Source organism: Rhodococcus sp. IEGM 1305, assembly GCF_030058635.1.
GTDB lineage: Bacteria > Actinomycetota > Actinomycetes > Mycobacteriales > Mycobacteriaceae > Rhodococcus_F > Rhodococcus_F opacus_D.
In genome coordinates this window covers 1-15170 of the sequence record NZ_JASHKX010000042.1, presented here as the reverse complement: position 1 = coordinate 15170, position 15170 = coordinate 1, and the positions used below count along the sequence as shown (strand labels likewise).

General features: G+C 68.7%; 14 protein-coding genes. 8 read left to right on the top strand and 6 right to left on the bottom strand.

Annotated elements, in window-relative coordinates; translation table 11 throughout:
• Positions 1-85: 85 nt before the first annotated feature.
• Positions 86-652, top strand: coding sequence for a hypothetical protein (locus tag QM693_RS32325; protein ID WP_280780858.1), 567 nt, complete (start codon positions 86-88; stop codon positions 650-652).
• A 6-nt stretch (positions 653-658) separates the two neighbouring features.
• Here QM693_RS32325 and QM693_RS32320 read toward each other — a convergent pair whose 3' ends face one another.
• Both QM693_RS32320 and QM693_RS32315 read right to left on the bottom strand, forming a co-directional pair.
• Complete coding sequence (locus QM693_RS32320) at positions 659-919, bottom strand: hypothetical protein (RefSeq protein WP_005238337.1); 261 nt, start codon at positions 917-919, stop codon at positions 659-661.
• 70 nt (positions 920-989) lie between these two features.
• Positions 990-1310 carry a hypothetical protein gene (locus QM693_RS32315; protein ID WP_283354374.1) on the bottom strand — a complete coding sequence of 107 codons (321 nt, stop codon included), beginning with the start codon at positions 1308-1310 and terminating at the stop codon, positions 990-992.
• Between the two features lie 132 nt (positions 1311-1442).
• On the opposite strand from QM693_RS32315, the gene QM693_RS32310 reads away from it, so the two are divergent.
• Positions 1443-1985, top strand: coding sequence for a DinB family protein (locus QM693_RS32310; RefSeq protein ID WP_280780856.1), 543 nt, complete (start codon positions 1443-1445; stop codon positions 1983-1985).
• A gap of 193 nt (positions 1986-2178) precedes the next feature.
• Here the strand turns inward: QM693_RS32310 and QM693_RS32305 are convergent, their stop codons facing one another.
• Genes QM693_RS32305 through QM693_RS32290 form a run of 4 tightly spaced genes read right to left on the bottom strand, consistent with a single transcriptional unit; the run spans position 2179 to position 7604 of the window.
• Complete coding sequence (locus tag QM693_RS32305; protein ID WP_283354373.1) at positions 2179-4398, bottom strand: alpha-galactosidase; 2220 nt, start codon at positions 4396-4398, stop codon at positions 2179-2181.
• Entirely contained in the window at positions 4395-5330 is a 936-nt protein-coding gene (locus tag QM693_RS32300; RefSeq protein WP_280780854.1) for a carbohydrate ABC transporter permease, read from the bottom strand. Before QM693_RS32300 ends, QM693_RS32305 begins: the two co-directional genes overlap by 4 nt.
• A complete protein-coding gene (locus QM693_RS32295) occupies positions 5330-6253 on the bottom strand; it encodes a carbohydrate ABC transporter permease (protein WP_283333501.1) in 924 nt (307 codons plus the stop codon). The genes QM693_RS32300 and QM693_RS32295 overlap by 1 nt, the downstream gene beginning before the upstream one ends.
• 55 nt (positions 6254-6308) lie before the next feature.
• Positions 6309-7604: an ABC transporter substrate-binding protein gene (locus tag QM693_RS32290; RefSeq protein ID WP_283354372.1), complete on the bottom strand. Its 1296-nt coding sequence runs from the start codon at positions 7602-7604 to the stop codon at positions 6309-6311.
• A 231-nt stretch (positions 7605-7835) separates the two neighbouring features.
• Between QM693_RS32290 and QM693_RS32285 the strand changes: the two genes are divergently transcribed.
• The 6 genes from QM693_RS32285 to galE form a co-directional block, all read left to right on the top strand.
• A complete protein-coding gene (locus QM693_RS32285; RefSeq protein ID WP_283354371.1) occupies positions 7836-9914 on the top strand; it encodes a beta-galactosidase in 2079 nt (692 codons plus the stop codon).
• Complete coding sequence (locus QM693_RS32280; protein ID WP_283333498.1) at positions 9911-10717, top strand: DeoR/GlpR family DNA-binding transcription regulator; 807 nt, start codon at positions 9911-9913, stop codon at positions 10715-10717. The genes QM693_RS32285 and QM693_RS32280 overlap by 4 nt, the downstream gene beginning before the upstream one ends.
• On the top strand, positions 10704-11870 hold the full coding sequence (gene galT / locus QM693_RS32275) for a galactose-1-phosphate uridylyltransferase (RefSeq protein ID WP_283333497.1): 1167 nt from the start codon (positions 10704-10706) through the stop codon (positions 11868-11870). The genes QM693_RS32280 and galT overlap by 14 nt, the downstream gene beginning before the upstream one ends.
• The gene (gene galK / locus QM693_RS32270; RefSeq protein WP_283354370.1) at positions 11867-13057 is read left to right on the top strand and encodes a galactokinase; all 1191 of its coding nucleotides are present in this window, start codon (positions 11867-11869) and stop codon (positions 13055-13057) included. The genes galT and galK overlap by 4 nt, the downstream gene beginning before the upstream one ends.
• Positions 13058-13085: 28 nt before the next feature.
• Positions 13086-14168, top strand: coding sequence for an ABC transporter ATP-binding protein (locus QM693_RS32265; protein ID WP_280780847.1), 1083 nt, complete (start codon positions 13086-13088; stop codon positions 14166-14168).
• Positions 14169-14207: 39 nt separating this feature from the next.
• A partial coding sequence (gene galE / locus QM693_RS32260) for a UDP-glucose 4-epimerase GalE (protein ID WP_283354369.1) occupies positions 14208-15170 on the top strand: 963 nt, incomplete at its 3' end.

Sequence of the window (15170 nt, the reverse complement as noted above, 5' to 3'; positions counted from 1 at the left end):
CGTGTTTCGAGGCCTTGCTTCGGGGCCGCCGACGCGGACCCGCGCGTCGGCACGCCACGGTACGGCAGGTCGATAGGATCGCAGCGTGACGACACCCGAACAGCCGCCACGCCGGCCCGAACCGCCGCGACCCGTACCGCCGCGTCCGGAGTTCGCGGTCACCCCGCTGCGCGCCACCCCCACCGATGCCACCCCGAAGGCCGTCGCGGTGTCGCTGTCCGCCTGGGTGGGATCGTTCGTCGTTCTCGCCGGAATCGCCGGCGCCATCGCGCTCGACCTCGGCGCGGTCCGCGACGCCCTCGAGGCGTCGGTCGCCGCCGACAATCCCGGCGATTCCGCGACGGACATCACCGACACGGTGAACCTGACGCTGATCGCCAGCGGCGCCATCGCCGTCGTCCTGATCCTCCTCGGACTGCTGGGCATACAACTCCTGCGCGCCCGGAAACCGGCGGGCCAGATCACCCTCGCGGTCGTCGGCGTCCTCAGCGTCGCCGGCGGAGTGGGCCTGTGGACCCTGCTGTCCGACGCCGGTGACGCGACCGCCGGTGTGCTGCAGTGGGCGCCGCTCGCCTACAGCGCCCTCGTCGCGGTGGGAGTGCTCGCCCTGTTCGCTCCCGGTGTGTCTCCGTGGCTGCGCCGGAACCGCTGACCGGACTCACACCTGGCACGGATCGGTACTGCCGTGGAACTCCGGGTCGGGGTCGTATTCGCGGTTGGACGTACCCGAATACTCTGGATCGGGGTCGTACTCGTCGTTGGTCGTCCCCGTGAAGTCGGGGTCCGGATCGTACTCGTCGTTGGTCGTGCCCTCGTAGGAGGAGTTGCAGGCCGGGTGGGCGGCAGCGGTCTGGGTCACGGACGCGGCGCCGAACACGAGAGCCACGGCTGCCAGTGCGGTCATCGTCGTGCGGATCATGATGATTCCTTTCATCGGTGGGCTGATCATCGGTGGGCTGGGCGGACCCAGAAGAGAGAACCGAGCGGGGTCACCCGGGTGCGGGCTGGTGGGGCATCGCGGGTTCGCCCGCGCCGATCCGGCTCGACCCGGCGATATCGGTATGGCGCGTCACCGTGGGGGTACCCAAATCGGGGCCCGCAACACCCGGCGCGAGCGGCGGAATCGTCAGGGCTCGCCGGAATTCCATCTGCCCGCCGGTATCGCTCTCGGCGGCGGTCGAGGCGTACGCGAACGTGCCGACTCCCACCGTGACGGCGACGAGGACGGGCGACACCATGCCGCCGAGAACGCTGGGCCATACGCGTCGGTGCGAAGACCGGGGTGCCGGTCCCGGAGAGTCGAAGTTCATACCGAGAATCCTTCGCGGCGCGCGCTTTCCACACATCCAGGAAGGCACCCAACTTGGACCCCGAGAAAAACCCTGAGAAGGCCTTCCTAATGAGGACCGTTTCTGACCTCAATCGCTTCTATTGTTCTTCTCATGACCACTTCGCAGAAGTCCCCGGCCACCGGTGAGCGCGCCGACCTCCTCCAGATCCTGCAGGAGCAGCGAGCCACCCTGTTGATCACCGTCCGCGACATCGACGACGCACAGGCACGGCAACGTTCGACCGTCAGCGACCTGACGCTCGGCGGACTGATCAAGCACGTGTCCCACACGGAAAAGCACTGGGTCGAAACCATTCTCGAGCCGGACGAGAACGCGGAGTTCGACATGGAGTGGGCGATGGAGAAGTACTACATGCGCGAAGACGAAACCCTCGAGGGACTGCTCGCCGAGTACGCCGAAGTGGCCCGCGCGACGGAGGCCGCCGTGGCCGGCCTCGACGACCTGGACGTGCTCGTCCCACTGCCCACCGCACCCTGGGCACCCGAGCGGCAGTGGTGGACGATCCGCCGCACCCTGCTCCACATCATCCGGGAGACCGGCCACCATTCCGGTCACGCCGACATCATCCGGGAATCCCTCGACGGCGGAAACACCACCATGCAGATGGGCGCCGACGCGGGCATGGAGTTCTGACCCGCCCGGCAGAACAGACGAAAACACCTCACCGGGTTCGGGTTCCGGTGAGGTGTTCTCTTCATGCGGCGTTCGAGTGTTGACTTACCTCCTGCGGTTCAACTTTTTCGCCGACTGGTGAAAACCATGGTGCCCCGCTGCGGGGGCACCGGCCACCTACCCCAGGGTGAATCCTGCCCACCTGGTGCCGCGGCTACGCCTCCGCGGTGACGGAGAGCACGACCACGTCGTCGGGGAAGGACGCGGGTGTCTGCAGTCCGGCGACCGCGAGGGCCCGGCCCGTCATCGAGACGCCGGGAACCTCCCTCCGCGCGGACAGCCCGTCGGCTCGACCACCCTGTGGGTGCACGTCGAACCACGCCGGGGGTTTCAGGCCCTCGTCCGGTGCACCGGCGAAGACGGGACGCACCCGATAGCGCCGGTCGGGGTCGAGCCCGGGCAGCGTGAACCTGCCGCGCGGTGACACCTCGGAGCGCCCCACGTACGCGAGGAAGAACAGCGCCTCCGCCCGGTCCTGCGCGACCGCGCCGTAGACGAGCAGGGTCGGGTCGATCTCGTCGGCGCGCACCATCGTTCCCGTGTGCAGGAGTTCCCGGTGTCGCTTGTACACGTCGATCCATACCGCGAGCTGAACGTTCTCGTCGTCGGTGGCGGTCGCGAGATCCCACTCGATTCCGAGGTGACCGTAGAGCGCCGTCCCCGCCCGGAAGGACAGGCGGTGGTACCGGCCGGTCGTGTGGGAGATGCCGGACGCGATGTGCGAGCCCAGCAGCTCGGGGGGAAGCAGCTGCATCGTCCACCGGTTCATCTGCTGGCGCTCGAGCGGATCGATGCAGTCCGAAACCCAGACGCGGTCGGTGCGCTCGAGGATTCCGAGGTCCACCCGCGCTCCGCCCGACGAGCAGGATTCGATCTCCAGTCCGGGGAAGCGGCGCTTCAGTTCGTCCATCAGCCGGTAGGTCGCGAGGGTCTGGTCATGGACGCCGGCGCGGCCGTGCGGTGCGGTGCCCGCGTCGATCAGGTCGCGGTTGTGGTCCCACTTGATGTAGGCGATGTCGTACTCGCCGAGGATCGCGGACATGCGCTCCAGGATGTGGTCGTACGCCTCGGGGATCCCCAGATTGAGCACCTGCTGGTTCCGGGACGGCACGGGCGTGCGCCCGCCGGTCGCCATGACCCACTCCGGATGCGCCCGCGCGAGGTCGGAATCGAGGTTGATCATCTCCGGTTCGAACCACAGGCCGAACTCCATGCCGAGGGAACGCACGTGATCGACGAGCGGATGCAGACCGTTCGGCCACACCGTCTCGTCGACGTGCCAGTCCCCCAGGCCCGCCAGATCGTTGCGCCGGTACCTGAACCAGCCGTCGTCGAGCACATAGCGTTCGACGCCGAGCTTCGCCGCGCGATCCGCCAGGTCCGTCAACCGGGCCAGGTCGTGGTCGAAATAGACCGCCTCCCACACGTTGATCGTCACCGGGCGCACGCGCCGCGGGTGCGTGGGCCGCGACCGGAGATAGTCGTGGAAGCGATGTGCCTGGGCGTCGAGGCCGTCGCCGTAGGCGCCGTAGACCCAGGGCGTTGCGTAACTCTCGCCGTCCGCGAGCCGTACCTCGCCCGGCAGGAGCAGTTCCCCGCCGCCGACCACCTGGAAACCGGTGAAGAGACGTTCGGCGTAGTGGCGGTGGTTGCCGCTGAACGCGACGTGGGTGCCCCACACTTCGCCGCGGCCGAACCCGAATCCGGGTACGCCGACGGAGAGCACCGTCGCGGCGTCCGGGCCGGTGCGTCCCTTCCGTCCTTCGCGTTCGTGGATGCCGACGGTGAGTTCACGGCGCTGCGGGGTCCGTTCCTTCCCCCACCGGCCCGCGAAGTCGAGGATCTCGCGGGCCTGCGGCGGGACCGGGAACGCGAGCTGGAGGTCGTCGAGAACGTAGAAGGAGTCGCCCGCGTTCGTGACCTCGGCGCGCGCCCGGAGCAGGCCGCTCGGTAGCAGCTCGATGTCGAGGACCAGACCGAGATCGGCGACCGTGTCGTGCGCGGCGACCCGCACCGCGCCGGCACCGACCGCGACGAGTCCCGACCGGTGCTCGGCTGCGTCGACCGTGAGCGCGGTGGTCGTGAACAGCGGCGACCAGTCGGCGCCGTCCCGGTGCCCCGCGATCCCGGGCTTCCCCACCCACCCGGTGTGGTGTTCGGGGAGTATCGACAGCCGCACCGGGAGATCGACCACGTTGCCCGCCGGGGGCTCGATGTTCGCCTGCGCCAGGGCTTCGACGTCGGCGAGGTCGAGGTCGCCGAGCGCCGCACCCCAGTGCACGATCGCCGGCAACCGGCCCCCGGTGAGATCGAGAACGACGGACACGCCGCCGGCGGTGAGGTGGACGTACGCGTGCGGTGAAGTCGCAGTCACTTGTTGGCTCCCATCGTCAGCCCGGAAACGAAATGCCGCTGCAGCGCGACGAATACGAGCACCGTCGGCAGTGCGACGAGCACCGATCCGGCGGCGAGCAGGTTGGTGTCGGTGAAGAAGCTGCCCTGCAGATTCTGCAGTGCGGTGGTGACCGGCAGCTTGTCGCCGCTGACCATCAGCGCCAGTGCCCAAAAGAAGTCGTTGTAAATCCAGGTGATCATGAGCGTCGCGAGCGCGGCCAGCGCCGGACGGCACAGTGGGAGCACCACCTGCCAGTACTGACGGAACAGCCCGGCGCCGTCCACCGTCGCCGCCTCGAGCAGTTCCGGCGGGACCGTCTTCATGTAGTTGCTGAGCACGAACACGCAGAAACCGGTCTGGAACGCGACGTGCACCAGGATCAGTCCCCAGTAGCTGTCGTAGAGCGAGCCCGACGAACTCATCCAGTACGGCAGCGGAATCGCGTTGTACAGACGGAACAACGGGGTCAGCAGTGTCTGCTGCGGCAGCAGATTGCCCGCGATGAACACCGCCAGCATGATCACGTTGAACTTCCACGGGAACCGGGCGAGCACGAACGCCGCCATCGACCCGATGAACAGGATCAGCAGCACCGCCGGGATGGTGATGAGCATCGAGTTGAGGAAGTAGTGCGGGATTCCGCCGACTTCCCACGACTCGGTGTAATTGCTGAGCGTGAATCCGCCGACCGACAGGTAGCCGTGGCTGAGGACGTAGTCGTAGTCGCGGAACGAGTTGTAGAGCGCCCACAGCAGCGGGAAGATCCACAGCAATGCCAGGGCGGTGAGAAGGAGGTAGATCGCGGCGTGCGCGGTACTCAGCCGGCGCCGGTTGGCCACCGCGGCCTTGTTGCGGGGCCCGGTCCGGTCGACGGGCGCACTGTGGTCGGCGAGGGGTGTCGTCATGGTCATCAGTCGTCGCTCCGCATCACGATCCAGAGATAGAGGGCAATGAATACCAGTGAGATCACGAGCATGATCGTCGCCAGGGCAGACCCGAATCCGACCCGGCCCGCTTCGCCCACGACGTTGGCGGTGACGAGGGCGGAGATGAGTTCGAGGCCGTTGCGGCCCTTGTTGATCACCCACACGAGGTCGAAGGCGCGCAGGGCCTCGATGACGGTGATGACGATGATCAGCAGGTTGGTGGGCTTCATCAGGGGGAACACGATCCGGAAGAACGTGCGGATCGGACCCGCACCGTCCATGAGGGCCGCTTCGCGCACCGACGGGTCGATGGCCTTGAGACCGGCCAAGTACAGCAACATGATGTAGCCGGTGTGCCGCCAGCTGGCGGCGACCATGACGGCCCAGATGTTGACGTCGGGGTTGCCTAGCCAGTCGACGTCCGTGCCGAGGATGGTGTTGAGCACGCCGCCGTCGGTGGCGTAGATCAGCTGCCACACGAACCCAACCAGTGCCATCGACAACACCACGGGGATGTAGAAGATGCTCTGGTACAGCCGGCTTCCCTTCAGACCCCGGTCGAGGAGGACCGCGAGGAAGATGCCGAGGATCGTCGGGAAGACGAACAGGAACGCCAGCCAGAGGACGTTGTTGTGGAGGGCCTGCTGGAACGGGGGGTACGCCTGGACGGCGTCGACGTAGTTCTGCGGGCCGATCCACTCGATGGTGGACGTGCCGCCGATGCCGTCCCAGCGTGCGAACGACAGGATCACCGTGAACACGGTGGGAATCCACACCATCCCGATCACGATCGCGGCGGGCAGCCCGAGCATGACGGCGATGGTCCACCGGTCACCCCGGCTGCGCCGGATCTTCGGTGCCCGAACCCTGGGTTCGGTTCCGGCCTGGGGAGGAACTGTGCTGGTCATGAATTCACCTGACCTGTCGGGACCGTGATGGTGGTCGTTGTCTTCTCGTGTGCTCTCATTGCCCGAACACCGCCGCCTTCTGACGCTCGATGCTGCGGACCAGGCCGTCGACGTCGTTCGGGTTGCCCAGGAACTGCTGCATCGCCGGGATCATGACGACGGACGCGAAGTCGGGGCGGGTGTCCCGGTCGAGGAACTGGGTGATGGACCCCGCACCCTGGACGAGGGCGGCCGACTTCTGCACGAGCGGAGAGAAACTCGACAGATCGGCGTCGCGGTGCGCGGGTATCGCCTGGGGGTCCTGCTTCGCATACGCGACTGCGGCGTCGGCGCTGGTGAGGAAGGAGAGGAACTGCTGCGCGCCACCGAGGTTCCGCGGGTCCTTGCGCATCATGAATCCGTCCATCGGCGCCTCGACCGCCGAAGCGCCGACGGCGGAGTCGAGTTCGGGGAACGCGAAGAAGTCCAGATCCTCGCGGTCGGGCCCTGCGGGGAAGCTCTGCGCGACGAACATGCCGGCCACCAGCATGCCGACTTCCTTGTTGAGGAGTGCCTGCTGCGCCTCGGACATCTTGCGGCCCAGCGGTTGCGGCTGGTGGAACGGGAGGATCTCGCGCCAGGTGTCGAACACCGACCGGACGCGGTTGTCGGTCCAGCTCACCTCGCCCGCGAGGAGGGAGCGGTGGAAGTCGACGCCGTTGAGGCGCAGGTCGAGATAGTCGAACGTGCCGAACGGGGGCCAGCCGTCGCGGACGCCGAACCCGATCGGGGTGAGTCCGTCGGCCTGCATGCGCTTGGACAGGGTCACCCATTCGTCGAACGTCTTCGGCGGCGCGTAGCCGCGCTGCTGCCAGAGGCTGGGGCGGTAGAACACCGCCCACGGGTAGTAGAAGAACGGGATCAGGTACTGCTGGCCGTCGGTTCCGGTGGACGCCTCACGGAAACTGTCGCTGAAGCCGCTGCCGTGCGCTTGCCACACCGAGCTGACGTCGTCGACGAGACCCTTGTCGGCGAAGTACTTCATGCGGTACCCCGACATCCAGGTGAAGACGTCGTCCGGGGTGCCCTGCAAGTAGTTGTTGACGTTCTCCTGGAACGAGGTGGAGTCGACGGAGTTGATCCGCACGGCGGCGCCGGTCTGCTGCTGGAACATCCCGACGACGTCCTGGACGCCGAGTTTGGCGTTCTTGTCCGACAGCCGCGATCCGAGGGTGATCACGTGGGGGTCGACACCGCTCGTGCACCCGGACAGCACGCCCGCGGTCGACAGGGCGCCCGCGGCGCCGAGCGCGGCCTTGAGAAAGGTGCGCCGGGAGGGTTGCCACGGGTGCGGCAGCTCGTTTCGGTTCATGGTGCCCTTTTCGGTTGAGTACCGGGTGGGGGCGGAGTCGCTCACCACCTGATCGAAATCGAACAACTTCGATCACATTTCGGTGCTGTCGCCTCACGCCCTTACGTGATGCAGGTTACAAAATCACGCCGCACTGCGCGTTGTCAACCAGTTGCATGCGCGTTCACCTGCACAAGTGCAGAAATGTTCATTCGTGTTGACTTTTGAACAGCGATCCGACAGATTGTGAGCATGCACACAGCGAGCGATTCCGGCGGGCGGCACCTGCGGTGGCCGACCCGGGGCATTTCCTTCGGCGGTGACTACAACCCCGAGCAGTGGCCGGAAGAGATCTGGCAGCGCGACGTCGAACTCATGCGCGAGGCGTGTGTCGACTTCGCGACCGTCGGCGTCTTCTCCTGGGCGCGGCTCCAGCCCACCCCCGACACGTGGGACTTCGGCTGGCTCGATCGCGTCCTCGACCTCCTGCACGACGGCGGCGTCCGCGTCGACCTGGCCACCGCGACCGCGTCCCAACCGCCCTGGCTCACGGCCGCGCATCCCGAGGTCCGGCCCGTGGACGAGCGTGGCTACCGGTACGAGATCGGCAGCAGGCAGACATGGAGCCCGAGTTCCCCGATCTACCGCGACCACTCCCTCGTCCTCGTCGAGAAGATGGCGACCCGATACGGCGGCCACCCCGCACTCGCGCTCTGGCATGTGTCGAACGAACTCGGCTGCCACAACTCACGCTGCTACTCCCCCGACAGCGCGCGGGCGTTCCGGCGGTGGCTGCAGCGTCGCTACGGCGACCTGACCGAACTCAACCGGGCGTGGGGCACGACGTTCTGGAGCCAGCACTACAGCGACTGGAACGAAGTGGTGCCGCCCGCCGCGAGCACGACGTTCGGCAATCCCACGCATCTGCTGGACTGGCGCCGGTTCTGCTCGGACGCCCTCCTCGACCAGTACCTCGCCGAGCGGGAGGTGTTGCGGCGCATCACCCCCGACATCCCGGTCACCACCAACTTCATGGTGGGCATGGGCTCACCGCAGTCGCTCGCCGGCGACATGAACTACACGCAGTGGGCGCCCGAACAGGACCTGGTGTCCACCGACCACTACCTGGTGGGGCCCGCGACGGGCGACGGCGCCGCCCACCACCGGCTGTCGTTCTCGGCCGACCTGACCCGCGGCATCGCCGGCTCACGGCCGTGGCTGCTGATGGAACATTCGACGAGCGCCGTCAACTGGCAGCCGGTCAACCGGGCGAAGGCACCCGGGGAGATGCTGCGCAACTCCCTCGCCCACGTCGCCCGCGGAGCGGACGGCATCGCCTTCTTCCAGTTCCGCGCGTCCGACGCGGGTGCGGAGAAATTCCATTCGGCTCTGGTTCCGCACGCGGGCACCGACTCCGCGCGATGGCGGGAAGTCGTCCAGCTCGGCGCCGTGCTGCGCCGCCTCGAACCGGTGGCAGGCAGTCGCGTCGAGGCGCCGGTGGGTGTGCTGTTCGACTGGGAGTCGCAGTGGGCGTGCGAGCAGGACGGGCACCCGTCCCGGTTGATGCAGCCCATGGCGATCGCCGAACGCGCCCACCACGCCTTCTCCGGCGTCACGTGTGACGTGATCCCCGCGGACGCCGACCTGAGCCGGTACGCCGTGGTGGTCGTTCCGGCCGTGTACCTGTGCAGCGACGAGGACGCCGCGCGCATCGAGGCCGCGACCCGCGCCGGCGCACAGGTGCTGGTCACCGCATTCTCCGGGATCGCGGACCGCGACGATCACATCCGGCTCGGCGGCTACCCCGGGGCGTTCCGCGACCTGCTGGGTGTCCGCACCGAGGAGTTCTTCCCGCTCGGCGCCGACGAGACCGTCGCCCTCGACGACGGCACCGCGGCCCGCATCTGGACCGAGTACCTGACGGTGTCCGAGGACGTGGACGTTCTCGCCCGCCACACCGAGGGGCATCTGCAGGGCGTGCCCGCCCTCACCCGCAGGCCGGTCGGCGACGGCGCGGCCTGGTACCTCGCCACCGTCCCCGACACACAGGGCTGGGCGAGGATCGCCGAGACGATTTGCGCCGCAGCCGGTCTCGACCTCCACGCGGGACAAAACTCCGACGTCGAGATCGTACGCAGGCGGGGCGAGAACGGGTCGTGGCTGTTCGTCCTGAACCACACGACCGAGAAGGTGACCGTCGAGGTGTCCGGCACCGACCTCGTCACCGAACGAGTGGTCGACGGACCGCTCACGCTGGCACCCGGCAGCTGTGCTGTGATTCGCGAAGACAGCGCCGACACCGGCGCCCGGACCCGAAAGGCGGACGCATGATGCTCGCTCGTCAGCGCCAGCAGGTGATCCTCGACGAGGTCACCTCCCGCGGTGCGGTGAAGGTCGTCGACCTCGGCGCGACGCTCGGGGTCTCCGACATGACCATCCGGCGCGACATCAACGAACTCGTCGAGCAGGGTCTCGTCGAGCGGGTGCACGGCGGGGTCACGCTGCCGCGGTCGGCAAGTGTGCACGAACCGGGGTTCTCGGCGAAGTCCGAACTCGACCGCGAGGCCAAGCGGGCCATCGCCCGCGCCGCCGCCCGGCTGGTGCGGCCAGGCACGTCCGTGGGCATCTCCGGCGGCACCACCACGCACGCCCTCGCCCGCGAACTCCTCGACGTCCCCGACATCACCGTCGTCACCAATTCGCTACCCGTCGCCGACGCCTTCCACGAGGGCGGCCGCGACGACCAGACCATCCTCCTCACCGGTGGTCAGCGCACCCCGTCGTTCGCGCTGGTCGGGCCGCTCACGGTCGCCGCCCTGCGCGGGATCCACGTGGACATGCTGTTCCTGGGTACGCACGGCATGGGGATCGACTCCGGACTCACCTGTCCCAATTTGATGGAAGCACAGACCAATCAGGCGCTCGTCGCGTCGTCGCGGCGGGTCGTGGTGCTCGCCGACCACACGAAGTGGGGGGTGACCGCGCTGGCGAACACGATCCCACTGTCCGACGTCGACATCCTCATCACCGACGCCGGGCTCGAGCGCACCGCCCAGGAAGCTCTCGCCGACCACGTCGGCGACCTCGTGGTGACACGGGAGAACCGGGAAGGACCCACCGATGACCGTGCGTGACGAACAGGATGCGCCGGAGACCGGGACGCGGCTCCGGATGCGCAAGACCCGGACGACCCTCGCGGACGGCCGCGAACTGATCTACTTCGACGACTCCGAGCCGTACGTGTCGGGCGGAGCCACCCGCGAGCTGGTGGATTCACGTCCGCTGCCGCCGGCGGTGTCGCAGTCGCAGATGCGGTTCGACGTGCTCACCGGGGAATGGGTGGTCATCGCTGCCCAGCGGATGGACCGCACGTTCCTGCCGCCGCCGGACGCGTCGCCGCTCGCCCCGAGCGTGCCGGGCAAGGCACCTACGGAGATTCCGGCCGACGACTACGACGTGGTGGTGTTCGAGAACCGTTTCCCGTCGCTGGCGACGGCCGCCGCCGAGCAGGACCTTCCGGACTGCGTCGACGGAGAAGCGTTGTGGCCGTTGGCACCGGGAGCGGGCAGGTGCGAGGTCGTGTGCTTCACCAGCAACCCGGATGCCGCCTTCGCCACCCTGAGCGTCGACCGGGTCCGCACCGTCGTCGACGTCTGGGCCGACCGCACCGCCGAACTGTCGGCGCTGCCAGGGGTCCGGCAGGTGTTCTGCTTCGAGAACCGGGGCAAGGAAATCGGCGTCACCCTGACTCATCCGCACGGGCAGATCTACGCCTACCCGTACCTGCCGCCCCGCACGGACGCACTGATCCGGCGCTCCCGCGAGCACTTCGAGAGCACCGGGCGGCTGCTGCTCGCCGACGTCCTCGACGCCGAAACTCGATCCGGCAGGCGCGTGGTCCTGGCCGCCGAGCACTGGACCGCGTACGTTCCCGCCGCCTCGCGCTGGCCGCTGGAGGTGCATCTCGCACCGCACCGCGACGTCCGTGACCTCACCGAACTGTCCGAAGACGAGCGGGACGAACTCGCCCACGTCTATCTCGAACTGCTGCGGCGGGTCGACCGGTTCTTCGAGGGTGTCGACGCCGTGCCCTACATCGCCGCGTGGCACCAGGCGCCCGTCGGCGAGGACCGTCCGCTCGGACGCCTGCACCTGCAACTGTTCTCGATGATGCGGTCGCCGGGCCGGATGAAGTACCTGGCGGGATCCGAGTCCGGGATGGGGGCATGGGTCAACGACACCACACCCGAGCGCATCGCCGACCGGCTGCGGGAGGTGGCGTCGTGAATGGTGCGCAGTGGGTCACCCCCGTCGACGCCGCCGCAGTCGCCGCCCCTGCGGAGGCGCTGTTCCGCAGCACGTTCGGCGGCGTCGCGGACGGCGTCTGGACGGCACCCGGCCGGGTCAACCTCATCGGTGAGCACGTCGACTACGCCGGCGGACTGGTCCTGCCGTTCGCGCTCCCCTACGTGACGGTCGTCGCCGTCCGTGTGCGGGGCGACGGGATCCTGCACGCCGTGTCCACGCACACCGGCGAGTCCTGGCGCGGTCCGCTCGACGACGTCGCCCCGGGCCACCCGGCCGGCTGGGCCGCGTACGTCGCCGGGGTGGTGTGGGCGCTACACCGGTCCGGACACCTCACAGCGGGAACCGGTTTCGACGTCGCAGTGCATTCGACGGTCCCCGTCGGCTCCGGGCTGTCGAGTTCGGCAGCGCTCGAGTGCGCCTTCGCTCTCGCCGCCGCCGACCTCGCCGGACTGCCCACGGACGACGCCGGCCGCCGCCCGCTGATCACCGCGTCCATCCGCGCGGAGAACGAGATCGCCGGCGCGTCCACCGGCGGCATGGACCAGTCGGTCGCGATGCTCGCCCGCCCCGGCCACGCTCTGCTCCTCGACTGCCGGGACGGCGCCACCCGCCACGTTCCGCTCGACTTCGACTCCGCCGACGCCCGGCTGGTGGTCATCGACACCAACGCGCCGCACCGGCTGGTCGACGGCAAGTACGGCAACCGGCGCGCCGCCATCGAGAAGGCCTGCGCCGACCTCGGCGTCGCCACCCTGCGCGACGTCGCCGACCCCGACGCCGCCGTCGCGGGACTGAGTTTCCCGGCAGCGCAGCGGGTCCGGCACGTGGTCGGCGAGATCCGCCGCGTCCGGGAGGTCGCCGACCTGCTCGACCGCGGGCGGATCGCCGACATCGGCGACGCCCTGAACCGCTCGCACGCCTCGTTGCGCGACGACTACGAGGTCAGCTCCGTCGAACTCGACTCCGCCGTCGACGCCGCCCTCGAGGCCGGCGCCTGGGGTGCGCGGATGACCGGCGGCGGCTTCGGCGGCTCCGCGATCGCCCTCGTACCCGCCGACCGGGTCGACGCCGTCGTCGAGAACGTCGCCCGACGCGCCGAGACCGCCGGCCTGCCGGTCCCCCAGTTCCTGCACGCCGAGCCGTCGGGCTCGGCACACCGACTCTGAGATCCCCTTCCACGACCAGGAGAACACCATGGCACGAGTCACGTACGACGCAGCCACCAAGATGTACCCCGGTTCCGATGTGCCGGCCGTCGATTCGCTGAACCTCGACATCGAGGACGGCGAATTCCTCGTCCTCGTCGGCCCGTCCGGGTGCGGCAAGTCGACGTCGCTGCGGATGCTGGCCGGTCTCGAGGACGTCGACTACGGTGCCATCCGCATCGGCGAACGCGACGTCACCGCCCTCGCACCGAAGGAACGGGACATCGCGATGGTGTTCCAGAACTACGCGCTGTACCCCCACATGACGGTGGCGAAGAACATGGGCTTCGCCCTCGAGATCGCCGGCATGGACAAGAGTGAGATCGGCCGCCGCGTCGAGGAGGCCGCGAAGATTCTCGATCTCGGCGACTACCTGAACCGCAAGCCGAAGGCCCTCTCCGGTGGGCAGCGTCAGCGCGTCGCGATGGGCCGGGCGATCGTCCGCGACCCGCAGGTGTTCCTCATGGACGAGCCGCTGTCGAACCTCGACGCGAAACTCCGGGTGCAGACCCGCACCCAGATCTCACTGCTGCAGCGCCGGCTGGGCACCACCACCGTGTACGTCACCCACGACCAGGTGGAGGCCATGACCATGGGCGACCGCGTGGCCGTCATGAAAGCGGGCATCCTGCAGCAGTGCGCGAGCCCGAAGACGCTGTACGAGAAGCCGGTCAACAGCTTCGTCGCCGGGTTCATCGGGTCACCGGCCATGAACCTGTTCGAGGTCGACGTCGTGAACGGCGACGCCCGGATCGGTTCACTGTCGACGCCGATCGAGCGGTCGGTGGTGGGCGCCCTGGACACCGGCCGGGTGGTCGTCGGTGTCCGCCCCGAGGCGTGGACCGTGTCCGACCGGGGCACCACGGTGAAGGTCGACGTGGTGGAGGAACTCGGCGCGGACGCCTACATCTACGGACGCATCGTCCGCGACGGCGAACTCGGCGGACACGACATCGTCGCGCGCGTCAGCGACTCCGCATCCCCGGCCAAGGGCGAGGTGATCCGGCTGGCACCGGACCCGGCCCGCCTGCACTACTTCTCCCCGACGACGGGGGCGCGACTCGGCGACTGAGCGAACCGACCCCCCACCGCCGAACCGAAGGAGCAACAAGTGAAACTTCTCGTCACCGGCGGCGCCGGTTACGTCGGCAGCGTCTGCGCCCAGCGGCTGCTCGAGTGCGGCCACACGGTCGTGGTCGTGGACGACCTGTCGACCGGCAACGCCGACGCGGTGCCGGCAGGAGCGGAGTTCGTCGAGGAGGACGTCGCGAGTGCGGCCGAGCGGGTTCTCGGCAGCGGGGACTTCGACGGCGTGTTGCATTTCGCCGCCCGCTCCCTCGTCGGGGAGTCGGTGGTGACGCCGGAGACGTACTGGAACGCCAACGTCGTCAAGACCCTGACCCTGCTGGAGGCCATGCGCTCGTCCGGTACCGGCCGGCTGGTGTTCTCCTCCACCGCAGCGACGTACGGATCACCGGACTCCGTGCCGATCACCGAGGACGCACCGACCCGGCCGACCAACCCGTACGGTGCCACCAAACTGGCGATCGACCACGCGATCACGTCGTACGCGGTCGCGCACGGTCTGGCCGCGTGCAGTCTGCGCTACTTCAACGTCGCCGGCGCGTACGCCGGGCTCGGCGAGAACCGTCTCGTGGAAACACACCTGATCCCGCTGGTGCTGCAGGTCGCCGCCGGGCACCGGGACGAGATCTCGGTGTTCGGCACCGACTGGCCCACCCCGGACGGCACTGCCGTCCGCGACTACATCCACATCCACGACCTGGCGGAGGCGCATATCCTCGCGCTCGAGTCGGCCCGGCCCACAACGCACCGCGTCTACAACCTCGGCACCGGCACCGGGTTCAGTGTGCGGGAGGTGATCTCGTCCTGCGAACGCGTGACGGGCCGAACCATCGCCACCCGGGACGCCCCGCGGCGCGCCGGTGATCCGGCGGTCCTCGTCGCGTCCGGCGCACGTGTGCAGGCCGAACTGGGCTGGCGACCGAGACACACGGACCTCGATGCGATCGTGGCCGATGCGTGGACGTATCTGCAGTCGCTGGGCGCGCGG

Bases quoted from the DNA above. Each gene is read 5' to 3' on its own strand.
- QM693_RS32265 (WP_280780847.1), top strand. From the start codon at position 13,086: ATGGCACGAGTCACGTACGACGCAGCCACCAAGATGTACCCCGGTTCC.
- QM693_RS32290 (WP_283354372.1), bottom strand. From the start codon at position 7,604: ATGAACCGAAACGAGCTGCCGCACCCGTGGCAACCCTCCCGGCGCACC.
- QM693_RS32310 (WP_280780856.1), top strand. From the start codon at position 1,443: ATGACCACTTCGCAGAAGTCCCCGGCCACCGGTGAGCGCGCCGACCTC.
- QM693_RS32280 (WP_283333498.1), top strand. From the start codon at position 9,911: ATGATGCTCGCTCGTCAGCGCCAGCAGGTGATCCTCGACGAGGTCACC.
- QM693_RS32315 (WP_283354374.1), bottom strand. From the start codon at position 1,310: ATGAACTTCGACTCTCCGGGACCGGCACCCCGGTCTTCGCACCGACGC.
- QM693_RS32320 (WP_005238337.1), bottom strand. From the start codon at position 919: ATGATCCGCACGACGATGACCGCACTGGCAGCCGTGGCTCTCGTGTTC.
- QM693_RS32300 (WP_280780854.1), bottom strand. From the start codon at position 5,330: ATGACCATGACGACACCCCTCGCCGACCACAGTGCGCCCGTCGACCGG.
- QM693_RS32285 (WP_283354371.1), top strand. From the start codon at position 7,836: ATGCACACAGCGAGCGATTCCGGCGGGCGGCACCTGCGGTGGCCGACC.
- QM693_RS32295 (WP_283333501.1), bottom strand. From the start codon at position 6,253: ATGACCAGCACAGTTCCTCCCCAGGCCGGAACCGAACCCAGGGTTCGG.
- galT (WP_283333497.1), top strand. From the start codon at position 10,704: ATGACCGTGCGTGACGAACAGGATGCGCCGGAGACCGGGACGCGGCTC.